The following is a 23,637-nucleotide window of genomic DNA, read 5'->3' on the forward strand; positions in this document are numbered from 1 at the left end:
CTGCCTAGCCGGCGTCCGCCAGGCTGGCCGGGCCGAAGCCGTGGGGAATGAGGGTCGAAAGGCTCAGCCGCTCGACCTTCTGCCCATCGCCACTGGCACAAAGGATCTCGAAATCCCGGCCCGCAAGGTGACTTGCCTCGAGCAGGGCCTGGCGGCAGCCGCCGCAGGGCGTGACGCTTTGCGCGCCGGTCAGCGCGTCGCCTGCGCCATTGCCACCGGCAACCGCGATACGAGCGACATTCCGCAGGCCGAACGCATGCTGGGCAGTGGTGAGCGCGCTCTGTTCGGCACAGATGCCGAGCCGGTAGCAGGCGTTTTCCATGTTGGCGCCGGTCACCAGTTCGCCGTCGGTGCTGAGGATCGCGCAGCCGACCGAATAGCCGGAATAGGGGGCATAGGCCTTGAGCGCGGCGGCGCGGGCGGCGGCGATGAGGTCGGCGTCGGTCATGGCCGCTGACTAGTCCCAACCTCGTCCTTCGTCACCCCGATCTTGACCTGCGCGCCACCTTGTTCTTCCTCGCGCAGGGGAAGGGGCCGATCATGGACGAGGTGCAAAAGGTCGAGGCATCCGCGCTGAAGGGGCGACCCCTGCGCTATTTCGACCTCGTCATGGCCGCTTTCGTCGTGATCCTCCTGCTGTCCAACATCCTCGGCGCGGGCAAGGTGAGCGAGATCACCCTGCCGGTGATCGGGCTGTGGCCGTTCGGGGCGGGCATCCTGTTCTTTCCGGTCGCCTACGTGATCGGCGACGTGCTGACCGAGGTCTATGGCTATGCCCGGGCGCGGCGCTGCATCTGGGTCGGCACCGCGGCCCTCCTGTTCATGGCGTTCATGAGCTGGGTCGTGGTCTCGCTTCCGCCGGCCGCCGGTTGGTCCGGGCAGGGCGCCTACGAGCAGGTCTTTGGGCAGGTGCCACGGATTGTCATGGCCTCCATCGTCGCCTTCTGGGCGGGCGAGTTCGTCAACGCGGCAGTGCTGGCCCGGATGAAGCTCTGGACCGGCGGCCGGCACCTGTGGACGCGGACCATCGGCAGCACGATCGCCGGTCAGGGTGTGGACAGCCTGATCTTCTATCCGCTCGCCTTCTGGGGAGCGGCCGGGTGGACGAATGATCTCGTCTTGAAGGTGCTTCTGACGCAATGGGCGCTGAAAGTGGCGTGGGAGGCGATTCTCACGCCTGTCACGTACCTCGTGGTAGGGGCGCTGAAGCGTCGCGAAGGACTGGATGTATTTGATGAACGGACGAATTTCACGCCTTTTGCTGCTCGCGTCTAGCGCTGGACTCGCAGCCTGCGCGACGGTGGATCGGCCGGTTGCTCCTGTCGCCGCCGCTGGGCCGGTCGAGATCCAGATCCTCGGGCTCAACGACTTCCACGGCAATCTCGAGACCCCGCGCGATGCGGTACCGCTCACGATGCCGGATGGGACCATCACCAAGTATCGCGCCGGCGGAGCGGCGCAGCTGGCGGCAACCCTGAAGCGGATGCGGACCGGGCAGACCAGCGTGACGGTGGCGGCCGGCGACCTGATCGGTGCGACGCCCTTGGTGTCGGCCTATTTCCTCGACGAGCCGACGATCAAGGCGCTGGGCATGGCCGGGCTCGACTATGCCGCGGTCGGCAACCACGAGTTCGACAAGGGCGGCGCCGAACTCAAGCGCATGCAGGACGGCGGCTGCGCCAAGCTGACCACGCGGGTGCCCTGCCGGGTCGAACCGCATGCCGGCGCGAGCTTCCGTTATCTTGCCGCCAACGTCATCACCGAATGGGGCAGCTCGCTGTTCCCGGGAACCGCGATCCGTCAGATGGGGCCGGTCAAGGTCGGCTTCATCGGCATGCCGCTGAAGGACACCGCGACCCTGGTTACGCCGGCGGGCGTTGCCGGACTGACCTTCAACGACGAGGCCGCCACCGCCAACGCACTGGTGCCCAGGCTCAAGGCCGAGGGCGCGGACCTGATCGTGCTGCTGATCCATCAGGGTGGCTACGTCCCGCCGGTCTATGATGCGTTGGGCTGCGACGGGCTGTCGGGTGACATCGTGCCGATCCTCGCCAAGCTCGACCCCGCGATCCGGGTGGTGGTGAGCGGCCACACCCACCACGCCTATGCCTGCGAGGTCGCCGCCGGCGGCGCCCCGCGGCTGCTGACCAGTGCCGGGAAGAACGGTTACCTGGTCACCGACATCCGGCTCCGCTTCGATCCCGCCACCCGTCAACTGGTGAGCGCCAAGGCGGAGAATCTGCCGGTGCTGGCCGAGCGCGACCCCGAGGTGCAGGCACTGGTCGATCGCTATGTCGCCGCCGCACGCCCCGCGGCCGAGCGGGTAGTCGGCCGGTTGTCGGGCCCCGCGCTCAAGGACGCCGACGATGGCGACAGCCCGGCGGGCGAATTGATTGCCGATGCGCAGCTTGCCGCGACCCGCGCCGCGGACAAGGGCGGGTCGGTGATCGCCTTCCTGAATTCGGGAGGGGTGCGCACCGACCTGGTGCCGCAGGCGAACGGAAGCGTCACCTTCGGCCAGATCTTCGCGACCCAGCCGTTCGGCAACAGCCTGGTGGTGAAGACGCTGACCGGTGCGCAGCTGAAGGCGCTGCTGGAGCAGGGGTTCCGCGAGGTGAACGGCAAGGTCCAGACCTCGTCGATCCTGATCCCCTCCGAAGGCTTTACCTATCGCTTCGACCGCAACCGGCCGGCCGGTCAGCGGATCCTGGCGATGATGCTGGACGGTCGCCCGATCGACCCGGCGCGGGATTATCGAATCACCGTCAACAACTTCCTCGCCAGCGGCGGCGATGGGTACACCGTGCTGGCCGAGGGCCGGGATGCGCGCGACGGCGGGCTCGACCTCGACTCGCTCGAAGCCTGGCTGCAGACCAATCCCAAGGTGCCGGACGGCAAGAGGATCAGCGGCAACTGATCCCCTTGCCGATGCGGCTCAGCGCGGCTTGACGAAGCGCAGGGTCATCCGGTCGCTCTCACCGATCGCGACATATTTGGCGCGGTCCTTGTCGCCGAGGCGAAGCGTCGGGGGCAGGGTCCAAACACCGTCGGGCCAGTTGGCGGTGTCCTTGCGGTTGGCGTTGATCTCGCTCGACCCGGCGTAACGGAAGCCGGCCTGCTCGGCGAGGCGGCGGACGGTCGAAACCTTGAGGTAGCCGCTCGACTTCTCGCGCGCGGCGTCGGCGCTTTCGGGAAGGCGATGCTCCTCGATGCCGAGGACCCCGCCGGGCTTCAGCATGGCGAAGATCTGCTTGAACGCGAGATCGGCATAAGGCTGGTCGCCCATCGCCCAATTGTGGACGTTGCGGAAGGTGAGGACGACGTCGGCGCTGCCCGCGGGAACGCCGGTCTGGCCCGCTTCGCGCACCGGGAAAACGACCTGGCGGGCGCGGCCGTAGAGGGGCTGATCCTTCTCGACCAGGCGCTTGAAGCCGCCGAGGCCGCGGTCGTTGGGTGCCGCGACATAGTAAGTGCCGCCGCCGTTCAGGACGTACGGCGCGACGATCTCGCTGTACCAGCCGCCGCCGGGGAACAGTTCGACCACGGTCTGGCGCGGGCGGACGCCGAAGAATTCGAGGGTGGCGGCCGGCTTGCGATACTGGTCGCGGGCGCGGTTCGCCTCGCTTCGGGCGGGATTGGCGACCGCCGCTGCAAGGGCGCGCTTCTCGGCCGCCGGAAGGGCCGGTGCGCGACTCTGCATGGCTGTCGCAGCGGTGGCGAGGACGGCGACGCCGGCCGCGAGCAGAAGGGATGGGCGCATGTGTTCGGGTCTCCGACAAAGGAAAAGGGCTGGCGCCTTTCTTGCCGCCTTGCGCAAGCGCCGCAAGCGTCCCGGCCAAAAGCCCGTCACGGGCGGGCAAGGAAACAGATGTTTAACGCCTTGCCTGTCATAGGCTTGGGCCATGCCGGCCTCCACCCGCAGCGCGCTTCAGCGATTACCTGCTCCGTGGGCCGACGGCGTGCTGCTGCTCGATGCCTTGCCGATCCCCGCCGCGATCATCGAAAGCGATGCCGGCGAATTGCGGATTTCCGCGCATAATTCGCGCTTCGGCGACGCCGTGGCGATCTCCACCGCGGGCTCGCTCGACGGGCTGAGCGAGCAATGCCTGTCGGGCGACGGCCTCGTCGCAAGCTATCTCACCGCCTGGTTCGACGGCGGCGATGATTCTGTGGCTGACCTCGAAATGCGTGACGGTTCGGGTGTGGCGGCACGATTCTATTCCTTAAAACTGGCGCCGCTTCCGACCGTCGGCAGGTCCCGGCGCGCCTTGCTGTCGGTGGTCGACCGCACCGCCGAGGTGCAGGCTGAACGGACGCTCCGTGCGGAGATGCTGCGGGACAGCCTGACCGGGCTGCCCAATCGCCTTGCCTTTACCGAGGTGATCGAGGCGGCTGGGCGCGGCGCGGCGAGCGACTGCGTGGGCCACGCGGTGCTGGTGGTCGACATGCTGCGCTTCAGCCGCATCAACGAAAGCATGGGCAGCCTTGCCGGCGACGAATTGCTGATCACCTTCGCGCGGCGGCTGATTTCGGCCCTGCGTGCGGGCGACAGCCTGGCGCGGACCGGCGGCAACGAGTTCGGGATCGTGGTCGCGCTTCGGCGCGGGACCGGCGACGCGCTCAAGGCCGCGACCCGGATCCTCGATGCGATGCAGACGCCGTTCCGGCTGAGCGAGCTCGAGATCAAGGTCGATTGCGCCATCGGGCTTGCGCTGATGGGGCCGGACCAGGATGCCGAGGAGCTGTTCCGAAGCGCCCAGTTCGCGGTCAAGCAGGCCAAGGCCAGCGGCCGCCCCGAAGTGTACGAACCGAAGGAGGCGAGCCTTGCCCGGCGCCGCTTCTCGATCGAAACCGAGCTTCGCCGCGCGCTCGAAACCGACCAGCTGAGCATGTCGTATCAGCCGCTGGTGAACCTCAAGACCGGCGAAGTCTCGGGCTTCGAGGCGCTCGCCCGCTGGCAGCATCCCGACCGCGGCGAGATCAGCCCAACCGAATTCATCCCGGTGGCGGAGGAAAGCGGACTGATCCTTCACCTCGGCCGCTGGGCGATGGACAAGGCGACCATGACCCTTGCGGGATGGGATGCCGAAGCGGGGCAGAAGCTGCCGGTCAATGTCGCGGTCAACCTGTCCGCCATCCAGGTTGCGCGCGACGACATCACGGCCATGGTCGGCGGCGCGCTGCGCAACAGCGGTCTGACCGGCGACCGGCTGATGCTGGAGCTGACCGAAAGCGCGATCGTCCAGGATCCGCGCCGCGCGACCCGCGTGTTCGACGCCCTGAAGGCGCTGGAAGCGAGAGTCGCGATGGACGATTTCGGCACCGGCTACTCAAGCCTGGCCTATCTCCAGCGACTGCCGATCGACGTGCTCAAGATCGATCGCAGCTTCGTCAGCGGGATGATGATCGATCCCGACAGCGTCGCCATCGTGCGGGCAGTGCTGAGCCTTGCCGAGGCGCTTGGCATGTCGACCACCGCCGAGGGCGTGGAAAGCCGCGAGCTGGCAACCACGCTGGCGGCGCTCGGCTGTGTGTCGGGACAGGGGTTCTTCTTTGCCAAGCCGCTGACCGAAGACGATGCCTTGCCGTTCTGGCGCAGCCGGCTGAGGTCCAACCGCCAGGCCGCCTAGGGGCGGGGGGCTGCGGCGCGGGCGAGGCGGTCGTTGATCGCGCGGCCGACGCCGATGTCGGGAACGGGTGCAACTGCGATTGCCGGGCGAGGTCCGGCGTCGGCCTGGTGGAGCAGGTCGAACAGGCGTGCTGCAGCTTCGCCAAGATTGCCCGAGGGGCTGAGGCTGACGTCGCCCCCAACCTCCCCGAAGCCGATCAGCCATTCGCCCTGCCTGCGATCCGTTGCGTTCAGGCGAAGCGGCTTGGCCGGGGCATAATGGCTTGCGAGCATGCCGGGCGCCTCGACCAGTGAAGCCTCGACCAGGGCCGCTTCGGGAATCTCGATCGGTCCCGGCCGAAGCAGGCGCGGCGCGCCGCCGGTAAAGGCGACGATGGTGCTTTCCAGGCCATGGGCGGACGGACCGCCGTCGATCACCAGCGCGATCCGCCCTTCGAGCGAGGCGAGGACATGCTCGGCCCGGGTCGGACTGATCCGGCCGCTGGCGTTGGCGCTCGGTGCCGCCAGCGGACGGCCGCTGGCCTCCAGCAAGGCGCGCATCGCGGGATGGGCCGGAACCCGCAGGGCGATGGTCGGCAGGCCGGCGGTGACGAGGCTGGCGACCGGACTGTCGGGTGCAAGCGGAACGACCAGGGTGAGCGGCCCCGGCCAGTGTTGCTCGGCGAGAGCGCGGGCCTCCTCGCTCAATTGGCCGAGGCGGGCGGCAGCGGCGAGGTCGGGGACATGCACGATCAGCGGATTGAAGCTGGGCCGGCCCTTGGCCTCGTAGATGCGGGCAACCGCACGGGCATTGGTCGCATCGGCGGCGAGGCCGTAGACCGTCTCGGTCGGAACCGCGACCGTCTGTCCTGCGCGGATCAGCGCGGCTGCGTCGGCGATCGCTTGCGGCCCGAATGGCCGTATCTCGGTCCTCTTGCCCGCCATGGTGCCGCCGCTATGGCAAAGCGCAGGTCATCACAAGAGAATGGACGGATCGTCATGCCGCTTCGCTGCCCGGTCGAGGAACAGCGCTTCGTGCTCGAGCACGTGGCCCGCATCCATGAGCTCACCAACGACCACGACATCGTAGACGCGGTCCTGGAAGGCGCCGCGCAATATGCCGAGGGCGAGATCGAACCGCTCAACCGCATCGGCGACACGGTGGGTGCGAAGTGGTCGCCCGAGGGCGTCGCAATGCCGAAGGGCTTTCACGAAGCCTATCGCCTGTTCGTCGAGGGCGGCTGGGGCACCATCAGCGCGCCGGAGGAAGCGGGCGGGCAGGGGCTTCCGCTGACGCTCGGCGCGGCGGTGATGGAAGACCTCAACGCCGCAAATCTTGCCTTCGCCCTGTGCCCGATGCTGACCATGGGTGCGATCGAGGCGATCGGCGCGCATGGCAGCGACGAGCAGAAGCGCGACTATCTGCCCAGGATCGTGTCAGGCGAATGGCCGGCGACGATGAACCTGACCGAACCGCAGGCGGGCTCCGATGTCGGCGCGCTGCGGACCAAAGCGGTGCCGAACGGCGACGGCAGCTATGCGATCACCGGGTCCAAGATCTACATCACCTATGGCGAGCACGACCTTGCCGACAACATCATCCACCTGGTGCTGGCGCGGACCCCGGACGCGCCGGCGGGGACGCGCGGGATCTCGCTGTTCCTGGTCCCCAAGGTGCTGCCCGACGGCCGCCGCAACGACCTTCGCTGCGCGTCGATCGAACACAAGCTTGGCATCCACGCTTCGCCGACCTGCACCATGGCGTTCGGGGATGAGGGCGGCGCGACCGGCTGGCTGATCGGGCCGGAGCATGGCGGCATGCGGGCGATGTTCACGATGATGAACAATGCCCGCCTCAATGTCGGCCTGCAGGGGGTCGGGATCGCGGAAGCGGCGACCCAGCGCGCGGTGGCGTATGCGCTCGGCCGGGTCCAGTCGGCGCGCGCGGGTGCGGCGAGCCGCGAGGCCGTGGCGATCCACGAACATCCCGACGTCCGCCGCATGCTGTTGCGGATGAAGGCGCTGACCATGGGCGCGCGGGCACTCGCTTATTACGCCTTCGGGCAGATCGACCGCGGGCACCGCGGGGACAAGCTTGCGGCGATGCGCGGCGACGTGCTGACCCCGCTGGTCAAAGCGTGGGGCACCGACGTCGGCTGCGAGGTCGCAAGCATCGGAATCCAGGTTCACGGCGGCATGGGCTTCGTCGAGGAGACCGGTGCGGCCCAGCACCTGCGCGATGCCCGGATCGCACCGATCTACGAAGGCACCAACGGTATCCAGGCCGCCGATCTCGTCGGGCGCAAGCTCGGCCTCGACGGCGGACTGGCCTTCGACGGGCTGATCGCCGACATCCGGGCGGAGATCGAGGACCCTGCGCTGGCCGCCCTCGCCGACGCGGTGGAATTGGTCGCGACCACCCTGCGCGCCGCCGAACAGGACGACCGGCTGGCGGGCAGCTATCCGTTTCTCACCATGTGCTCGGTCCTGACCGCCGGCTGGCTGCTCGAGCGGCAGGCGCGGGTGGCGACCGGCGATACGCCGTTCCTGCGCGCCAAGCGTGCGGCGGCGGGATATTTCCTGGCCGTGGTGGTGCCCGAGGCGCTTGGGCTGGCCGCCGGGGCGGAAGCCGGCGCGAAGTTGCTCTACAGCGTCGAGGCGGAAGCGCTGGCCTGAGCGGTCAGCTGCGCTCGAGCAACTCTGCCGGATCGATCCCGAGCTGTTCCATCCGGGCGCGGACGGCGGGCCATTCCTTGCGGATGAACTGGTCGCGCTCGCTGGTGGACAGGCGTTCGCGGGCGCCTTGCGCGACGAACATGCCGACCCCGCGGCGGACCACGATCAGCCCTTCGTCCTGGAAGCCCTGATAGGCCTTGGCGACAGTCAGCGGATTGGCGCCCTGTTCGGCCGCGAAGGCGCGGACCGAGGGAAGGGGATCACCGTCACGGAACTGGCCGGACAGGATCGCCTCCGCGATGATGTCGCGAAGCCGGACGTATACGGGCTTGGTATCGGTGCGAGCGCGGAGCGTCATGCTGTCGTAATACGGTGCGGCGCAAACAATTGCAACCGTCAGAGTGGCGGCGTCCAGTGGCGGATGACGGCGTTCGGATCGGGCCGGGGCCGCTCCTCGAGCTCGCGTCCGGGCGAGCCGATGAAAAAGAAGCCGGCGATCCGTTCGCTGGGAGCAAGGCGGAACGCGTCCTCGACCAGCGGATCGTAGGTCGCCCAGCCGGTCAGCCAGCTTCCGACATAGCCATGGGCGTGAATGGCATGGAGCAGGTTCATCGCCGCGGCGCCGACCGAAAGCTCCTGCTCCCACACCGGGATCTTGTGGGGGATCACCGGGGCGGACAGCAACACCACCAAAGCTTCGCCATGGTGGGCGAAATCGTCTGCCTTCTGGCGATGCGCAGGGCCGGCCGAGGGGTCGTTCTGGTCCAAGGCGCGGTCGAGCAGTGCGGCAAGCGCGTCGCGCTGGTCGGAGCCGACCACCACGAAGCGCCAGGGAGCGAGCTTGCCATGGTCCGGCGTGCGCATCGCAAGCGCCAGGATGGCGTCGAGTTCGGCGGGGCCAGGGCCCGGGCCGACCATCTCGCGGGGGCGCCCGGAGCGGCGGCTGGCGAGGTAGGAAAGGGGGGTGGAAAGATCGTTGAACATGGGCCGGGAGGGACATAGGGCGCCGGCCTGCCGGTCACAATGCGCTTGGCAACAGGGATTTGCCGCTTAAGGTGCGGCCACTTTTCAAGGGCCGGCCAGTCCGGTCAGAGCACGGGATCGTTTGTATGAAGCCTATGGGTGTTTGGCAGGAAAGCGACTGGATCACTGCGATCGCTGTCGTTGTTCTCGCCCTCTTCCTCGCTGCCGGCGCAAAAATCGCCATCCAGAAAGAGCCGGAGTTCGCGGGTCACCCCAAGGGCCTCTACATGCTGTTCTTCGCCGAAATGTGGGAGCGCTTCTCCTACTACGGCATGCGCGCACTGCTGATCTTCTACCTGACCAAGCACTGGCTGTTCAGCGACGGCAAGGCGACCCTGATCTATGGTGCCTACACCAGCCTCGTCTACATCACCCCGGTGCTCGGCGGCTATCTCGCCGATCGCTACCTCGGCCAGCGCAAGGCGGTGCTGTTCGGCGGCCTGCTCCTCGCCGCCGGGCACAGCCTGATGGCGGTCGAAGGCGTCGGCGGTCAGTCCGATCCCACCATCAACGTCTTCTGGGCCGCGCTCGCCTTTATCATCGTCGGCTCGGGCTTCCTGAAGGCCAATATCTCGGTGATGGTGGGCCAGCTCTACAAGCTGACCGACGTTCGCCGCGACGGCGCCTACACCGTCTTCTACATGGGCATCAACGTCGGCGCCGCCATCGGCACGATCCTCGTCGGCTATCTCGGTGAGACCATCGGGTGGGGCTACGGCTTCGGGCTTGCTGGCATCGGCATGCTGCTAGGCCTGGTCGTCTTCGTCCTCGGCAAGAAGGCCCTGAACGGCGCTGGCGAAGCGCCGCGGCCGCTCAGCAAGAACCGGGAGTTCACGATCTACGGCGTGGGCTTCCTTGCCGTCGCCGTGTGCTGGGCGCTGGTCCAGTATCAGGACGTCATCCAGGGCCTGCTGGTCGTGTCTGGCGTCGCGCTGCTCGGCTACGTCCTGTTCGAGAGCTTCAAGCTGCCCAAGGAATCGCGCGAGCGGATGTTCGCCATCCTGTTCCTGATCAGCCTCAATCCTTTGTTCTGGGGCCTTTTCGAGCAGGCGGGTGGCTCGATGAGCCTGTTCACCGACAAGTTCGTCGATCGCGGCGGGGTTCCGGCGTCGATCTTCCAGTCGATCAACCCCATCCTCATCATGATCCTCGCGCCGATCTTTGCCGGCCTGTGGGTCTTCCTCGGCAAGCGTCGCGCCGAACCGTCGGCACCCGCCAAGTTCGGTCTTGCGCTGGCGCAGATGGGCCTCGCCAACCTCGTCCTCGTGTGGGGCGCCGAGGCTTGGGGCATCGCCGTGATGACCCCGGTCATCCTCGTCTTCGCTTATTACTTCTTCGCCACCACCGCCGAGCTTTGCCTCTCGCCGGTGGGCCTCAGCGCGATGAACCGGCTGGCTCCGAAGTTCCTTGCCAGCCTGATCATGGGCGCCTGGTTCTACATGACCGCGGTGGGCAATTTCGTCGCGGGCAAGATCGGCGAGGCGACCGGCGGCCACGATGGCGACATCACCAAGCAGGGCCTGCTCGACGTCTACCAGCTGTTCGGCTGGATCGCGATCGGCGCGGGTGTCGCGGTGCTTGCGATCTCGCCGATCGTGAAGCGCTGGATGCACCTCGATACGCTCGGCCAGGACGACGACCTTGCCGGCCGTGCCGAGCTGGCGGAAAACCAGGGCGCCGGGATGTTCCCGCAGGACGAGACTCTTCCCAACTCGCCGCGAAAGGCCTGAAGCAGATGAACAGGGGGCTGATCGGAGCGTCGCTGGCGGCGCTGGCTGTGGCCGGCTGCGCCACCACCGGTGCGGCGGACAAGGACGATGGGGAAAGGGTCCGGGTCGCCTCCGATCCCTTCCCCTCGACCTACCAGCGTTATCCGGGCGCTCCGGTCGTGGTCACCGGGGTCACCATCCTCGATGGTGAAGGCGGGCGGATCGACAACGGGCAGGTGTACCTGGCCGATGGCAAGATCCAGGCGGTCGGCCAGACCGTCGCCGCCCCCGCCGGTGCGCAGGTGATCGACGGGGCCGGCAAGTACGTCACCCCCGGCATCATCGACGTCCACAGCCACCTTGGCGACTATCCCTCGCCGGGCGTGGAAGCGCATGAGGACGGCAACGAGGCGACCGGCCCGGCGCGGCCCGAAGTGTGGGCCGAACATAGCGTCTGGCCGCAGGACCCGGGCTTCAGCCGGGCGCTTGCCAATGGCGGCGTCACCGCGCTGCAGATCCTGCCCGGATCGGCCAACCTGTTCGGCGGGCGGTCGGTCACGCTCAAGAACGTGCCGGCGCGGACCATGCAGGGAATGAAGTTTCCCGGTGCGCCCTATGGCCTCAAGATGGCCTGCGGCGAAAATCCCAAGCGCGTCTATGGCGACAAGGGCGGACCGGCGACGCGGATGGGCAATATCGCCGTCACCCGCCAGACCTGGATCAACGCCAAGGCCTACAAGCGCAAGTGGGACAAGTATGAGGCCGAGGGCGGCGACGTCCCCGAGCAGGATCTGGCGATGGACACGCTGAAGGGCGTGCTCGAGGGCAAGATCCTCGTCCACAATCACTGCTACCGCGCCGACGAAATGGCGAACATGATCGACCTCTCCAAGGAGGCCGGATACAAGATCGGCACCTTCCATCACGCGGTGGAAAGCTACAAGATCGCCGACATCCTCGCGCGCGAGGGCATCTGCTCGGCGATGTGGGCCGACTGGTACGGCTTCAAGATGGAAGCCTATGACGCGATCCGCGAGAATATCGCCTTCGTCGATCGCGCCGGAGCCTGCGCCATCGTCCATTCGGACGACGCCAACGGCATCCAGCGCCTCAACCAGGAAGCTGCCAAGGCGATGGCGGCCGGGCGCCGCGCGGGCCTTCCGATCACCGAGGAATATGCCTGGAAGTGGCTGTCGATGAACCCGGCCAAGGCGATGGGCATCTTCGACCAGACCGGCAGCCTCAAGCCTGGCAAGAATGCCGACGTGGTGCTGTGGAACGGCAACCCGTTCAGCACCTACACCCGGCCCGAACGGGTGTGGGTCGACGGCGCGCTGATGTACGATGCCAACAATCCGCGGATGCGGCCGGTCAGCGATTTCGAGCTTGGCCAGCCGGGCGAAGGAGATGTGAAGTGATCCGCCGTTCGCTTCAGCTGCTCGCTGCCGCCGCCGCCGTCGTGGCGTTCGCCGCGCCGGCCGCGGCCCAGACCATCGCCATCACTGGCGGTACCGTCGCGCTGGGTGACGGCTCGGCCCCGATCCCAGGCGGCACCGTCGTGATCCGCGACGGACGTGTCGTCGCGGCCGGGCAGGGCGTTGCGGTGCCCGCCGGTGCGCAGGTCGTGAACGCGGCAGGCAAGTGGGTGACTCCGGGCATCATCGCCGGCTTCTCCCGCCTTGGCCTCGCCGACGTCGACGCAGTGGCCGGCGCCAACGACCAGAGCTCGGACGGACCGTTCAGCGCCGCGCTCGATATCGCTCCGGCGATCAACCCCAATGCCGCCCCGATCGCGATCAATCGCGCCGAGGGCGTGACCCGCGCGATCGTCGCGCCCAGCACCGGCAAGAGCATCTTCGCCGGCCAGGGCGCGCTGATCGATACCGGTGCCGACGGCCAGCCCGTCACCCGCGGCCGCTTGTTCCAATATGTCGAGCTTGGCGAGCAGGGCGCCGAAACCTCGGGCGGAAGCCGGGCATCGGCCCACGCCCTCCTGCGCAACGCCTTGCGCGAAGCGCGGCAGGTCGGCGCTGGAACTGCCGCCGGGCGCAGTGAGGCGGGCCTCGGCCAGGAGGATCCGCGCGAAGATCCGGTCGTCGCCAATCCCAACGAGAACCGTACCTACGAAGCCCGCCGCAACCAGGACGTGCTCCTGACCCGGTTCGACGCGGTGGCGCTGGTGCCGGTGGTGCAGGGGCGGCAATTGCTGCTGGTCCATGCCGAGCGCGCCTCCGACCTGCGTCAGGTGATCGCGCTCAAGCGTGAATTCCCTCGGATGCGGCTGGCGATCGTCGGCGCGGACGAGGGCTGGACGGTCGCCAGCGAGCTTGCGGCGTCGGGCATTCCGGTGGTCGCGTCGGCGCTGACCTCGCTTCCCAACAGCTTCGAGAGCCTGGGGTCGACCCACAGCAACATTGGCCGGATGCGGGCGGCGGGCGTCAAGGTGTCGATCGGCACGATCAACGACGACGAGCAGCGGATGTCGTTCCGCGCGCGCTGGTATGCCGGCAATCTCGTCGGCCTGTCCCGCCTGCCGGGTGCGGCTGGATTGTCGTGGGGGGAGGCGCTGGCCGCCATCACCTCCGCCCCGGCCGAAGCGATGGGTATCGGCGGCGACGTCGGCAGCCTCCGGCCCGGCCGGCGCGGCGATCTGGTGATCTGGTCGGGTGATCCGCTCGACCATCTGAGCGCTGCCGAAGCGGTCTATATCGACGGCGTCCAGCAGCCGCTGGAAACCCGCCAGACCAAGCTGCGCGATCGCTATCGCACGCTGGATCGCGGCGTCCTGCCGGAAGCATACCGGCGGTGAGTGCAGTCGCCCTGACCGCCGCCTTCGGCACGGCATTCATCGCGACCCACCTCCTGTTATCGCACCCCCTCCGCCAGCCCTTGGCCAGGCGGCTGGGCGGCAAGGCGTTCCAGGCGCTTTACTCGCTGATCGCGCTGGCGACCTTTGGCGGGATGATCTGGGCCCGGAAGGGCGCCGGGCTGGAAGACTGGCTGTGGCAGCCTCCGACGTTCGCCTGGCCGCTGGCGGCAGTGCTGACCTGGGCGGCCGGCATCCTCCTGGCAGGCTCGTTCGTCCGCAATCCGGCGATGGTCACCTTCGGCCCGGGCAGCGAAGTGAAGATCGGCGAGCCGGCCGGGGTCATGCGCATCACGCGCCACCCGATGATGTGGAGCTTCGCCCTGTGGGCGCTGAGCCACATGCTGGTCCAGCCCGAGCCCTCGGCCCTGGTCGTCGCGGTCACCGTCCTGGTGATGGCGCTGGCCGGAGCGGCCGGGCAGGACGTCAAGAAGCGCAAGCATCTGGGCCAGGCGTGGGCCGAGTGGGTGGCGAAGACCAGCTACCTGCCCTTCGGCAAGGGGCTGGCGCTGCCGGGATGGCCCGCTTTCCTCGGCGGAACAGCGATCTTCCTCCTTGCGACCTGGCTTCATCCTTTGCCGGTTGGGGTATGGGCGTTGCGCTGACCCCGCGCTAAGGGCCGGTCATGGCACGCAAGTTCTTCGGTACCGACGGGATCAGGGGTCTCACCAACCAGGCGCCGATGACGGCGGACATCGCCCTCAAGGTGGGGCAGGCGGCGGGGGCGCATTTCCTTCGCGGGGATCACCGTCACCGGGTCGTGATCGGCAAGGATACGCGCCTGTCCGGCTACATGATGGAAAGCGCACTGGTGGCGGGGTTCACCAGCGTCGGCATGGATGTAGTGCTGCTGGGGCCGATGCCGACACCGGCGGTAGCGATGCTGACCCGATCGATGCGCGCGGACCTGGGCGTGATGATCTCGGCCAGCCACAATCCCTTTCACGACAATGGCATCAAGCTGTTCGGGCCCGATGGCTTCAAGCTCAGCGATGAGGACGAACTGGCGATCGAGGCCTTGCTTGAGCAGGACGCGGACCTGGTCGAGGCCAACCGCATCGGCCGGGCCAAGCGGATCGAGGACGCGCGCGGTCGCTACGTGCATTTCGCCAAGTCGACGTTTCCTGACCGGCTGCGCCTGGATGGACTGAAGATCGTCATCGATTGCGCCAATGGCGCCGCCTATCACGTCGCGCCGGACGCCTTGTGGGAGCTCGGTGCCGAGGTCATCTCGCTCGGGGTTCAGCCCAACGGGACCAACATCAACGACCAGTGCGGCTCGACCTATCCCCAACTGCTGCAGGAAACGGTGGTTGCGAGCGGGGCGGACATCGGTCTGGCGCTCGATGGCGATGCCGACCGGCTGATCGTTGTGGACGATCGGGGCAAGGTCATCGACGGCGACCAACTGATGGCGCTGATCGCGCTCGACCAGAAGCGGCAGGGGCTGCTGCGCGGCGACGGCGTGGTGGCGACGGTGATGAGCAACCTTGGCCTGGAGCGCCACCTGGCGACCGAGGGACTGGCGCTGCACCGGACCAAGGTCGGCGATCGCTACGTCCTGGAGGACATGCGAAAGCGCGGTTGCAACGTCGGGGGCGAGCAGTCAGGACACATCATCCTGACCGATCATGCGACGACCGGTGACGGGCTGGTCGCGGGGTTGCAGATCCTGGCCGCGATGGTCGGGCAGGAAAAGCGGGCCAGCGACCTCCTCGCCCAGTTCGAGCCGGTGCCGCAGCTTCTTCGCAACGTCCGCTTCAAGGCCGGCGCGCCGCTGGAGGCCGACGCCGTGAAAGTCGTCATCGCCGACGCAGAGCGGCAGCTGGACGGGCGTGGGCGGCTGGTCATTCGCAAGTCGGGGACCGAGCCGCTGATCCGGGTCATGGCCGAAGGCGACGACGCGGCCGAAGTCGAGACCGTGGTTGCGCGGATCTGCGCCGCGGTGGAAGAGGCAGCAGCCTGATGCTGGCGATGAAGGAGGCGTGCGAACGCTGCGGCGAGTCGCTCCCGGCGCACCTGCCCGGAGCGTTCATCTGCAGCTTCGAATGCACTTTCTGTGCGCCCTGCGCCGAGGAGATGGACGAACAGTGCCCCAACTGCCGGGGTGAACTGCTGGACCGTCCGACGCGTTCAAAGGCTGCCGCTGCCAAGGCAAAATCTTAACACCGGCGGCCGCAGGGCAGGAACATGACAGGCAAGGCGATCCCACGAATCCTGATCATCGCCGGTTCGGACAGCGGCGGCGGTGCGGGGATCCAGGCCGATATCAAGACCGTCACCATGCTTGGCGGCCACGCGATGACCGCCATCACCGCGGTCACCGCGCAGAACAGCCTCGGAGTCGACGCCGTCCACCTCGTCCCGGCTGAAATCGTCCTAGCGCAGATCGACGCGGTAGTGGGCGACTTCGGCGTGGATGCGATCAAGATCGGGATGATCGGGTCCGCCTTCACCGCGCGGATGGTCGCCGAACGGCTGGCGGCGATGGAGCCGCGCGTGCCCCTGGTGTTCGACCCGGTGATGGTCTCGACCAGCGGCGCGGCACTTGCCGACGATGCGACCATCGCGGCGTTCGGCCAGCTGATGGACCTGGCGACCGTCACCACGCCCAACCTGCCCGAACTCACCCGCCTGACCGGCAAGGACGATCCGGTCGACGGTGCGCTCGGGCTGGTGTCGAAGCACCGGTGCGCGGTGCTGGTGAAGGGCGGTCACGACGAGGGCGAAGCGGTCGCCGATGCGCTGATCGAGGAGGACAATCTCACCAGCTGGCAAGGCGCCCGGATCGATACCGCGCATAGCCACGGCACCGGCTGCACGCTGGCCAGTGCGATCGCCGTCGGGCTGGGCGAGGGGCGGCGGCTGGCCGAGGCCGTGGCGCAGGCCCGCAACTTCGTGCGCATCGCCCTGCTCGAGGCTCCGGGTCTGGGAGAGGGGCATGGCCCGATGGGGCAGGGGCAGGTCCGGCTCGACGTCGGCGGCAGCCCGCGGCTCAACCAGGTGACGGTGACCGGCAAGGATTACGCCAAGCAGGTGGCCTTCTACACCAAGCTCGGCCTGCGCCAGATCGTCGACAGCCCGGAGAATGGCTACGCCCGGTTCGAGGCGTGGGGCGGAACCACCTTCTCCGTCCAGATCGACCCCGAGGAAGAGGTTTCGCCGACCACCGCGGTCTATTTCGAATGCGACGACCTCGACAGCCGGGTCGAGGCGCTGGCCCGCGGCGGGCTGGTGTTCGAGCATGGCCCGCGCGACCAGCCGTGGCTGTGGCGCGAGGCGCGGCTGCGCGATCCGGCGGGCAACATCGTGTTCCTCTACCGCGCCGGTGAATCCCGTCGCTTTCCACCGTGGCGAATGGCCGAGGGGTAAGCTAACACCGGGCCCATGCAGCCCAGTGATACCGAGATCGAGGTCCCTTTCGACGCGGCTCTGTCCGAGCGCTACCTCGTCTATGCCCTGTCCACGATCACCGCGCGGTCGCTTCCCGACGTGCGCGACGGCCTGAAGCCGGTCCACCGCCGCCTGCTGTGGGCGATGCGATTACTCCGCCTCGATCCCGCCGGCGCCTACAAGAAGTCCGCCCGCGTGGTCGGCGACGTTATCGGCAAGTACCACCCGCACGGTGACCAGTCGGTCTATGACGCGATGGTCCGCCTCGCGCAGAGCTTCGCCCTTCGGTACCCGCTGGTCGACGGTCAGGGCAATTTCGGCAACATCGATGGCGATAACGCTGCCGCCTACCGATATACGGAGGCCAAGCTGACCGCGATCGCGGCGCAGTTGATGCAGGGCCTGGACGAGGGGACGGTGGCGTTCCGGGCCACTTACAATGGCGAGGAAGAAGAGCCGGAGGTATTTCCCGGCCTGTTCCCCAACCTCCTCGCCAATGGCGCCAGCGGCATCGCCGTCGGCATGGCGACCAGCATCCCGCCGCACAACGTCACCGAGCTGATCGACGCGGCGATGCACCTGATCGACAACCCGGGCGCCGAGACACGCGACCTGATGGACTTCGTGTCGGGCCCGGATTTCCCGACCGGGGGGCTGCTGGTCGATGCGCGCGAGACGATCCTCGCAGCCTACGAAAGCGGTCGCGGAAGCTTCCGCCTGCGCGCGCGGGCGGCGCAGGAGAAGGAGAAGGGCGGCGGTTGGGACCTGGTAGTCACCGAAATTCCCTATGGAGTGCAGAAGGCCAAGCTGATCGAGCAGATCGCCGACCTCATCTCCAACAAGAAGCTGCCGATCCTTGCCGACGTCCGCGACGAGAGCGCCGAGGATCTGCGCATCGTGCTGGAGCCGCGCAGCCGCACGGTCGATCCGGCGCTTCTGCTGGAAAGCCTGTACCGGCTGACCGACCTCGAGATCCGCTTCCCGCTGAACCTCAACGTCCTCGACCAGCACCGCACCCCAGGCGTGATGGGGTTGAAGAGCTGCCTGACCGCCTGGCTATCGTTCCAGATCGAGGTGCTGCTTAACCGGGCGCGGACCCGTGTCGGCAAGATCGAGGACCGGCTGGAGCTGCTCGACGGCTTCCTGATCGCCTATCTCAACCTCGACAGGGTGATCGAGATCATTCGCACCGAGGACGAGCCCAAGGTGGTGATGATGGCCGAGTTCGGCCTTACCGACCGGCAGGCCGAGGCAATCCTCAACATGCGGCTGCGCAGTCTGCGCCGCCTAGAGGAGATGGAGATCGCCAAGGAGCGGACCGCGCTGGCGAAGGAGCGCGAGGATCTGCTCGGCCTGATCGAAAGCCCGCGGCGCCAGCGCAACCGGCTCAAGAAGGACCTTGAGGGGGTCAAGACGAAGTTCGGCGATCCGCGCCGGACCACGATCGAGGAGAAGCCGCTGGCGGCCCGCGCCGAGATCGACTGGTCGGCGATGATCGAGAAGGAGCCGATCACCGTTATCCTGTCGGCGCGCGGCTGGATCCGGGCGATGAAGGGGCATCTGGCGCCCGAGGAGTTCGCCACCCTCAAGTTCCGCGAAGGCGACGAATTGTGGGGCAAGCCGCTCCATGCGCAGACCACCGACAAGATCCTGATCGCGGGCGAGAACGGGCGGGTCTACACGCTCGGCGGAGACAAATTGCCCGGTGGGCGCGGGTTCGGCGAGCCGGTTCGCCTCTCGCTCGATCTTCCGGCGGAGGTCGAGATTGCGGCGATGCTGGTGGTCAAGCCGACCGCGCGGCTGCTTACCGCCAGCAGCGACGGGCGGGGTTTCCTGACCAGCGGCGAAGCGGTGCTGGCCGAAACGCGCAAGGGCAAGCAGCTGATGAACCTGCGCCCCGGTGCCAAGCTGCAGGTGCTGCGCCCGGTGCCGCAGGATGCCGAAACGGTTGCGGTGGTCGGCGACAATCGCAAGCTCCTCGTCTTCAATCTCTCCGAATTGCCTGAGATGGGCCGTGGTTCGGGCGTGCAGCTTCAACGCTATCGCGACGGCGGGCTGGCCGACATCGCTCTGCTCAAGGCCGGTGAGGGGCTGAGCTGGAGCATGGGCGGAGACAGCGGCCGAACGCGCACCGAAGGCGACCTCACGCCCTGGAAGGCGATCCGCGGGGCAAGCGGTCGCATGGCGCCGCTCGGCTTCCCGCGCAGCAATCGCTTTCAGGATGATTGATTGGCGTTAAACTCCCGCTTCGACTCGGAGTCGAAAAGGGGGAGATAATCGATGCGCCGACTGCTTCTTGCCGCGACCGCGGCAGCCACTCTTGTGACCGGAGCCGCCGTGGCCCAGACGAGCCTTCCGCTGATCCCCCGCGACGTCCTGTTCGGTAATCCCGAAAAGGCAAACGCGCGCATCTCGCCCGACGGCAAGTGGCTGAGCTGGACCGCGCCGGTCGACGGGGTAATGAACATCTGGGTCGCCCCGGCATCTGACCCCGCCGCCGCAAAGGCGGTGACGGCCGAAAAGACCCGTCCGATCCGCAGCTACTTCTGGGCGCCGGACAGTTCGTCGGTGCTGTTCGTCAACGACAAGGGCGGCGACGAGGACTTCCTGCTCTACGCCGCGAGCCCGACCGGCGGCGACGCCCGGCTGCTGACCCCGTTCACCAAGACCACCGTCCAAGTGGTCAGCATCTCGCCCACTATCCGCGACCGCATCCTGATCGGGCTGAACAACCGCGATCCGAAGTGGCACGACGTCCACAGCCTCGACCTCAAGACCGGCAAGACGACGCCGGTGATGATGAACGAGGGCGAGTTCGCGGGCTTTGTCGCCGATGCGGGGCTGAACGTCCGGATGGCGAGCAAGCCGCGCAAGGATGGCGGCAGCGATTTCTACAAGATCGAAGGCAACAAGGCGGCGGCGACGCCATTCGCCAGCGTCGGCCTGGAAGATGCGCAGACCACCTCGCCCGCCGGGTTCACCGCAGACGGCAAGACGCTTTACTGGGTCGACAGCCGCGGCCGCGACACGGCGGCACTGGTCGCGCAGGACGTCGCCAGTGGAAAGACCCGGATCCTGGCGCAGGACGCTCGGGCCGACATTGGCGGCGGGATCGCCAATCCGCGTACCGGCGTGCTCGAAGGCTATTCGGTCAATTACCTGCGCAACGACTGGAAACCCGTCGGCACTGCCATCGCCGGCGACCTGGCCTTCCTCAAGGCACAGCTGAAGGGTGACTTCGGCATCTCCTCGCGGACCACGGACGACCGTTTGTGGGTGGTCGGCGCGGCCGACGCCGACCGTCCCAGTTCGACCTATCTCTATGATCGCCAGGCCAAGAAGCTGACCAAGCTGTTCGACAGCCGTCCGAAGCTGGCCGGCCTGCCGCTGAGCCCGATGCAGACGCTGGAGATCAAGAGCCGCGACGGCCTGACCCTGCCGAGCTACCTGACCCTTCCGCCGGGAAGCGACAGCAATGGCGACGGGCGGCCCGACAAGGCGGTGCCGATGGTCTTGCTGGTCCATGGCGGTCCGTGGGGTCGCGACGGTTATGGCTTCAACGGCTATCACCAGTGGCTGGCCAATCGCGGCTATGCGGTGATGTCGGTCAATTTCCGGGCCTCGACCGGGTTCGGGAAGAAGTTCCTGGCCGCCGGCAACGGCACCTGGGGTCGCGAGATGCAGAACGACCTGCTCGACGCGGTCGACTGGGCGGTGAAGAACGGGATCACCACCGACGACAAGGTGGCGATCATGGGCGGAAGCTACGGCGGCTATGCGACGCTTGCCGGCATGGCCTTTACCCCGACCGAATTCGCCTGCGGCGTGGCGATCGTCGCGCCGTCCAATCTCAACACCCTGCTTGCATCCATCCCGGCCTATTGGGAGGCCGGACGGGCCCAGCTGTACGGGCGGATGGCCGATCCCAACACCGAGGCGGGCAAGGCCTGGCTGAAAGAACGCTCGCCGCTCTATTCCGCCGACAAGATCCAGCGGCCGCTGCTGATCGGGCAGGGCGCCAACGACCCGCGGGTCAAGCAGGCCGAGGCCGACCAGATCGTCGACGCCATGCGCAGCCGCAACATCCCGGTGACCTACGTGCTGTTCCCCGACGAGGGCCACGGCTTCGCCAGGCCGGTCAACAACATCGCCTTCAACGCGGTGACCGAGAACTTCCTGTCGAAGTGCCTCGGTGGGCGGGCCGAGCCGATCGGTGACACGGTCGCCAAATCGACCGCCAAGGTCCCGCATGGGGCCGAATTCTCACCCGGGCTGAAGGAGGCGATGGGCGGCAAGTAGCCCACTCGATCGAAGGTGCGGAGCGAAGCCGGGGACTGCCCTCCGGCTTCGCTCGGCCGTCGAAAGAATGCCGGCTTTGTCGGCATTTGACCGCTCCAGCGCTCGACATCGGCGCCCCCAGTTCCCATGGAGAGGGGCATGGCGAAACTTGGAAACTGGGCAAGCATCATAGGTCCCCTTCTGGGGTGGGCGCTGGTCCTGGCGGGCATGTCGATCAGCATCTCGCCGCTGATCACCGGCATCGTGCTGATCGGGGTGGTGATCGCCGCCGTTCATCATGCCGAGCTGGTCGCGCACCGCGTGGGCGAGCCGTTCGGGACCCTGATCCTTGCCGTCGCGGTGACGATCATCGAGGTGGGGCTGATCCTGTCGCTGATGCTTGCCAACCGCGAGGCGGCCTCCACGCTTGCCCGCGACACGGTGTTCGCGGCGGCGATGATCATCATGAACCTGCTGCTCGGCCTGTGCCTGATCGCGGCGTCGCGGCACCAGAAGGAAGTGCGCTTCACCCGCACCGGCGCCACTGCTGCGCTGAGTACGCTGGCGACCTTGATGGTGCTGACCCTAGTCCTGCCGAACTTCACCACCAGCGTGGCTGGGCCAATCTACAGCAATACCCAGCTCGCCTTCGTCGCCGCCTTTTCGCTGATCCTCTATCTGGTGTTCGTGTTCGTCCAGACGGTGGGCAACCGCGACTATTTCCTGCCCAGGGGCGACCTTCAGAAATCGCCGGATGCGCACGCGCCGAGGCCCGACCTCAGGACCACCTGGATCTCTTTCGGCGTGCTGCTCATCAGCCTTGGCGCAGTGATCCTGCTCGCCAAGTCACTGTCCGGACCGCTCGAACAGGCGGTGACCTCAGCCGGGCTGCCGCTGTCCCTGGTCGGCATCGCAATCGCCGCCATCGTCCTGCTGCCCGAAGGGGTGGCGGCAGTGCGTGCAGCGCGGTCCAATCGGCTTCAGACCAGCCTCAATCTGGCACTGGGATCGGCGCTGGCGACGATCGGGCTGACCATTCCGGCGGTGACCGTCGCTTCCTTCGCGCTCGGGCTGCCACTGGCGCTCGGGCTCGACAACAAGAGCGTGACGTTGCTCGCGCTGACCCTGTTCATCGGCAGCCTGTCGCTGGCGCGCGGGCGGACGACGCTGCTTCACGGGTCGGTGCACCTGGCCATCTTCGCGGCCTATCTGCTGACCACCATCATCCCGTGACGGACGCCGTGGACCACCCCTCGCTTGCCGCCGTCGTCTCCTCGCTTGCCGGCGATCCGCTGTCGCTCGATGCCCCGCCGAGCTGGAGCCAGGGGCGGACGCTCTATGGCGGCATGACGGCAGCGCTGGCCTGGGCCGCCGCCGTGCGGACGGTGCCCGATCTGCCGCCGCTCCGCTCGGTCCAGGCCGCCTTCATCGGGCCGGCCGCGGGATGCCTCACCATCGAACCTTTGGTCCTGCGCCGCGGCAAGTCGGCGACCACGGTCGGCGTGGACGTCCACGGCGAGGCGGGCCTGGCCGCGAGGCTGACCTTCTTCTGCGGTGCGGCGCGGCCCTCGAAAGTGGCCCACGAGCGGGTGACGGCACCGGCCGCACCGGCGCCGGACGACCTTCCGGCGGTGCTGACGGCAGGGCAGGGGCCGACCTTTGCGGCCAATTACGACATCCGGCACGTCTCGGGCGGCCTGCCGTTCAGCGGCGGCGAGCCCGAATTCGTTATGTGGGCGCGGATGCGCGAGGCCGGCGGCGCCGATCCCCTGGTGTCGCTGATCGCGCTCGCCGACGTCCTTCCGCCGGCCTCCATGCCGGTGTTCCCGGAATTTGGGGTAATCAGCAGTCTTTCGTGGAGCTTCGACCTCGATCGCCTGCCCGACGATGCTTCTGCCTGGTATCTGTGCAGCGCGACCTCGCAAAGCACGGCGGATGGCTATTCACGCCAGGCTATGGACGTGTGGGATGCCTCCGGCCGCCGGATCCTGGCGGGAAGCCAGACGGTCGCGATCTTCGTCTAGGCCGGAGCTTCGTTGCGCCGCGGGCAGGCGGCTTCTATGGCGTGGCGAACTACTTCCTCA

General features: G+C 67.6%; 20 protein-coding genes. 15 read left to right on the plus strand and 5 right to left on the minus strand.

From position 1 onward, the window contains the following. Nucleotides 1-4: 4 nt before the first annotated feature. Nucleotides 5-448: a cytidine deaminase gene (locus tag GGQ97_RS08930; RefSeq protein WP_168068868.1), complete on the minus strand. Its 444-nt coding sequence runs from the start codon at nt 446-448 to the stop codon at nt 5-7. 92 nt (nt 449-540) lie between these two features. On the opposite strand from GGQ97_RS08930, the gene GGQ97_RS08935 reads away from it, so the two are divergent. Beyond that, nucleotides 541-1,275, plus strand: coding sequence for a queuosine precursor transporter (locus tag GGQ97_RS08935; RefSeq protein WP_168068870.1), 735 nt, complete (start codon nt 541-543; stop codon nt 1,273-1,275). A 25-nt stretch (nt 1,276-1,300) separates the two neighbouring features. Then, the gene (locus tag GGQ97_RS08940) at nt 1,301-2,917 is read left to right on the plus strand and encodes a 5'-nucleotidase C-terminal domain-containing protein (RefSeq protein ID WP_168068872.1); all 1,617 of its coding nucleotides are present in this window, start codon (nt 1,301-1,303) and stop codon (nt 2,915-2,917) included. An 18-nt stretch (nt 2,918-2,935) separates the two neighbouring features. On the opposite strand, the gene GGQ97_RS08945 is transcribed toward GGQ97_RS08940, so the two are convergent. Continuing rightward, the gene (locus tag GGQ97_RS08945) at nt 2,936-3,760 is read right to left on the minus strand and encodes a class I SAM-dependent methyltransferase (RefSeq protein ID WP_168068874.1); all 825 of its coding nucleotides are present in this window, start codon (nt 3,758-3,760) and stop codon (nt 2,936-2,938) included. A gap of 142 nt (nt 3,761-3,902) precedes the next feature. Here GGQ97_RS08945 and GGQ97_RS08950 point away from each other — a divergent pair, with 142 nt between their 5' ends. Beyond that, nucleotides 3,903-5,630, plus strand: coding sequence for a putative bifunctional diguanylate cyclase/phosphodiesterase (locus GGQ97_RS08950; RefSeq protein WP_168068876.1), 1,728 nt, complete (start codon nt 3,903-3,905; stop codon nt 5,628-5,630). Here GGQ97_RS08950 and GGQ97_RS08955 read toward each other — a convergent pair. Continuing rightward, nucleotides 5,627-6,553 (minus strand): L-threonylcarbamoyladenylate synthase, encoded by a 927-nt coding sequence (locus GGQ97_RS08955; protein WP_168068878.1) that lies wholly within the window; start codon nt 6,551-6,553, stop codon nt 5,627-5,629. The two genes, GGQ97_RS08950 and GGQ97_RS08955, sit on opposite strands and share 4 nt — an antisense overlap. Before the next feature lie 54 nt (nt 6,554-6,607). Here GGQ97_RS08955 and GGQ97_RS08960 point away from each other — a divergent pair, with 54 nt between their 5' ends. Further along, nucleotides 6,608-8,284 (plus strand): acyl-CoA dehydrogenase family protein, encoded by a 1,677-nt coding sequence (locus GGQ97_RS08960; protein ID WP_168068880.1) that lies wholly within the window; start codon nt 6,608-6,610, stop codon nt 8,282-8,284. Nucleotides 8,285-8,288: 4 nt separating this feature from the next. Here GGQ97_RS08960 and GGQ97_RS08965 read toward each other — a convergent pair whose 3' ends face one another. Then, nucleotides 8,289-8,642, minus strand: coding sequence for a GntR family transcriptional regulator (locus GGQ97_RS08965; RefSeq protein ID WP_168068882.1), 354 nt, complete (start codon nt 8,640-8,642; stop codon nt 8,289-8,291). Between the two features lie 38 nt (nt 8,643-8,680). Then, entirely contained in the window at nt 8,681-9,268 is a 588-nt protein-coding gene (locus tag GGQ97_RS08970; protein WP_168068884.1) for a nitroreductase family protein, read from the minus strand. Between the two features lie 125 nt (nt 9,269-9,393). Here GGQ97_RS08970 and GGQ97_RS08975 point away from each other — a divergent pair, with 125 nt between their 5' ends. The 11 genes from GGQ97_RS08975 to GGQ97_RS09025 all read left to right on the plus strand — a co-directional run bounded on the left by GGQ97_RS08975 (nt 9,394) and on the right by GGQ97_RS09025 (nt 23,577). After that, nucleotides 9,394-11,037, plus strand: a complete 1,644-nt coding sequence (locus GGQ97_RS08975) for a peptide MFS transporter (RefSeq protein ID WP_168068886.1) — start codon at nt 9,394-9,396, stop codon at nt 11,035-11,037. A 5-nt stretch (nt 11,038-11,042) separates the two neighbouring features. Continuing rightward, nucleotides 11,043-12,434 (plus strand): amidohydrolase, encoded by a 1,392-nt coding sequence (locus tag GGQ97_RS08980; protein ID WP_168068888.1) that lies wholly within the window; start codon nt 11,043-11,045, stop codon nt 12,432-12,434. Further along, entirely contained in the window at nt 12,431-13,825 is a 1,395-nt protein-coding gene (locus tag GGQ97_RS08985; protein WP_168068890.1) for an amidohydrolase family protein, read from the plus strand. Before GGQ97_RS08980 ends, GGQ97_RS08985 begins: the two co-directional genes overlap by 4 nt. Beyond that, nucleotides 13,822-14,487: an NnrU family protein gene (locus GGQ97_RS08990; RefSeq protein WP_209022823.1), complete on the plus strand. Its 666-nt coding sequence runs from the start codon at nt 13,822-13,824 to the stop codon at nt 14,485-14,487. The genes GGQ97_RS08985 and GGQ97_RS08990 overlap by 4 nt, the downstream gene beginning before the upstream one ends. A 20-nt stretch (nt 14,488-14,507) precedes the next feature. Then, nucleotides 14,508-15,848: a phosphoglucosamine mutase gene (glmM, locus tag GGQ97_RS08995; RefSeq protein WP_168068892.1), complete on the plus strand. Its 1,341-nt coding sequence runs from the start codon at nt 14,508-14,510 to the stop codon at nt 15,846-15,848. Next, entirely contained in the window at nt 15,848-16,048 is a 201-nt protein-coding gene (locus GGQ97_RS09000) for a DUF1272 domain-containing protein (RefSeq protein ID WP_168068894.1), read from the plus strand. Before glmM ends, GGQ97_RS09000 begins: the two co-directional genes overlap by 1 nt. A gap of 24 nt (nt 16,049-16,072) precedes the next feature. Next, nucleotides 16,073-17,254, plus strand: a complete 1,182-nt coding sequence (gene thiD / locus GGQ97_RS09005) for a bifunctional hydroxymethylpyrimidine kinase/phosphomethylpyrimidine kinase (protein ID WP_168068896.1) — start codon at nt 16,073-16,075, stop codon at nt 17,252-17,254. A gap of 15 nt (nt 17,255-17,269) precedes the next feature. After that, complete coding sequence (gene parC / locus GGQ97_RS09010) at nt 17,270-19,504, plus strand: DNA topoisomerase IV subunit A (protein WP_168068898.1); 2,235 nt, start codon at nt 17,270-17,272, stop codon at nt 19,502-19,504. Nucleotides 19,505-19,555: 51 nt separating this feature from the next. Then, entirely contained in the window at nt 19,556-21,574 is a 2,019-nt protein-coding gene (locus GGQ97_RS09015) for a S9 family peptidase (RefSeq protein WP_168068900.1), read from the plus strand. A 138-nt stretch (nt 21,575-21,712) separates the two neighbouring features. Next, nucleotides 21,713-22,786: a calcium:cation antiporter gene (locus GGQ97_RS09020; RefSeq protein WP_245197925.1), complete on the plus strand. Its 1,074-nt coding sequence runs from the start codon at nt 21,713-21,715 to the stop codon at nt 22,784-22,786. After that, nucleotides 22,783-23,577 carry an acyl-CoA thioesterase domain-containing protein gene (locus GGQ97_RS09025; RefSeq protein ID WP_168068904.1) on the plus strand — a complete coding sequence of 265 codons (795 nt, stop codon included), beginning with the start codon at nt 22,783-22,785 and terminating at the stop codon, nt 23,575-23,577. Before GGQ97_RS09020 ends, GGQ97_RS09025 begins: the two co-directional genes overlap by 4 nt. Nucleotides 23,578-23,637 lie beyond the last annotated feature (60 nt).

The sequence above is a fragment of the Sphingomonas kaistensis genome, from assembly GCF_011927725.1.
GTDB lineage: Bacteria > Pseudomonadota > Alphaproteobacteria > Sphingomonadales > Sphingomonadaceae > Sphingomicrobium > Sphingomicrobium kaistense.

What these genes read in the sequence shown, in the direction of transcription:
- GGQ97_RS08930 (WP_168068868.1), bottom strand. Translation starts at nt 448, where the DNA reads ATGACCGACGCCGACCTCATCGCCGCCGCCCGCGCCGCCGCGCTCAAG.
- GGQ97_RS08935 (WP_168068870.1), top strand. Translation starts at nt 541, where the DNA reads ATGGACGAGGTGCAAAAGGTCGAGGCATCCGCGCTGAAGGGGCGACCC.
- GGQ97_RS08945 (WP_168068874.1), bottom strand. Translation starts at nt 3,760, where the DNA reads ATGCGCCCATCCCTTCTGCTCGCGGCCGGCGTCGCCGTCCTCGCCACC.
- GGQ97_RS08950 (WP_168068876.1), top strand. Translation starts at nt 3,903, where the DNA reads ATGCCGGCCTCCACCCGCAGCGCGCTTCAGCGATTACCTGCTCCGTGG.
- GGQ97_RS08955 (WP_168068878.1), bottom strand. Translation starts at nt 6,553, where the DNA reads ATGGCGGGCAAGAGGACCGAGATACGGCCATTCGGGCCGCAAGCGATC.
- GGQ97_RS08960 (WP_168068880.1), top strand. Translation starts at nt 6,608, where the DNA reads ATGCCGCTTCGCTGCCCGGTCGAGGAACAGCGCTTCGTGCTCGAGCAC.
- GGQ97_RS08965 (WP_168068882.1), bottom strand. Translation starts at nt 8,642, where the DNA reads ATGACGCTCCGCGCTCGCACCGATACCAAGCCCGTATACGTCCGGCTT.
- GGQ97_RS08970 (WP_168068884.1), bottom strand. Translation starts at nt 9,268, where the DNA reads ATGTTCAACGATCTTTCCACCCCCCTTTCCTACCTCGCCAGCCGCCGC.
- GGQ97_RS08975 (WP_168068886.1), top strand. Translation starts at nt 9,394, where the DNA reads ATGAAGCCTATGGGTGTTTGGCAGGAAAGCGACTGGATCACTGCGATC.
- GGQ97_RS08980 (WP_168068888.1), top strand. Translation starts at nt 11,043, where the DNA reads ATGAACAGGGGGCTGATCGGAGCGTCGCTGGCGGCGCTGGCTGTGGCC.
- glmM (WP_168068892.1), top strand. Translation starts at nt 14,508, where the DNA reads ATGGCACGCAAGTTCTTCGGTACCGACGGGATCAGGGGTCTCACCAAC.
- GGQ97_RS09000 (WP_168068894.1), top strand. Translation starts at nt 15,848, where the DNA reads ATGCTGGCGATGAAGGAGGCGTGCGAACGCTGCGGCGAGTCGCTCCCG.
- thiD (WP_168068896.1), top strand. Translation starts at nt 16,073, where the DNA reads ATGACAGGCAAGGCGATCCCACGAATCCTGATCATCGCCGGTTCGGAC.
- parC (WP_168068898.1), top strand. Translation starts at nt 17,270, where the DNA reads ATGCAGCCCAGTGATACCGAGATCGAGGTCCCTTTCGACGCGGCTCTG.
- GGQ97_RS09015 (WP_168068900.1), top strand. Translation starts at nt 19,556, where the DNA reads ATGCGCCGACTGCTTCTTGCCGCGACCGCGGCAGCCACTCTTGTGACC.
- GGQ97_RS09020 (WP_245197925.1), top strand. Translation starts at nt 21,713, where the DNA reads ATGGCGAAACTTGGAAACTGGGCAAGCATCATAGGTCCCCTTCTGGGG.